The sequence below is a fragment of the Deinococcus pimensis DSM 21231 genome (assembly GCF_000519345.1).
Lineage (GTDB): Bacteria > Deinococcota > Deinococci > Deinococcales > Deinococcaceae > Deinococcus_A > Deinococcus_A pimensis.
Map to the genome: position 1 here is coordinate 61,393 of NZ_KI912625.1, position 495 is coordinate 61,887.

Genomic DNA, 495 nt, shown 5'->3' on the forward strand with positions numbered 1-495 from the left:
CAGGCGGTGCTCCTCGCGGAGCTCCACTCGCGTCGTCCGCTGTGGCCCGCCGGGGAGCCCCTCACGGAGAGCCTGGAGCGCGCCGTCGGCCCCATCCGCGAGGTGGCGCGCGGGGTCGCCAGGGTCGGGCCGGGCGCCTTCGGCCGCTACGTCATCAGCATGTCCGAGAGCGTCTCGGACGTCCTCGAACCGCTGATCCTCGCGCGGGAGGTGGGCTTCCGGGTGCTGCCCGTGCCGCTCTTCGAGACGCTCGACGACCTCCGTCACGGCCCCGAGGTGGTACGGGCCCTGCTGGCCCTGCCCGAGTACCGCCGTGTGCTCGGCGCGGACGTGCAGGAGATCATGCTGGGCTACAGCGACAGCAACAAGGACGCGGGCTTCCTCGCGGCGAACTGGGCGCTGCACGAGGCGCAGCGCGCCATCGCGCGGGTGTGCCGTGAGGCGGGCGTGCCGTGGCGCTTCTTCCACGGGCGCGGCACGTCCATCGGCCGAGGC

The 495-nt window shown here is 73.9% G+C and carries 1 protein-coding gene; it reads left to right on the forward strand.

Going from position 1 to position 495, the window contains the following annotated elements; all coding sequences use genetic code 11:
• A partial coding sequence (locus DEIPI_RS41185; protein ID WP_045233531.1) for a phosphoenolpyruvate carboxylase occupies nucleotides 1-495 on the forward strand: 495 nt, incomplete at both ends.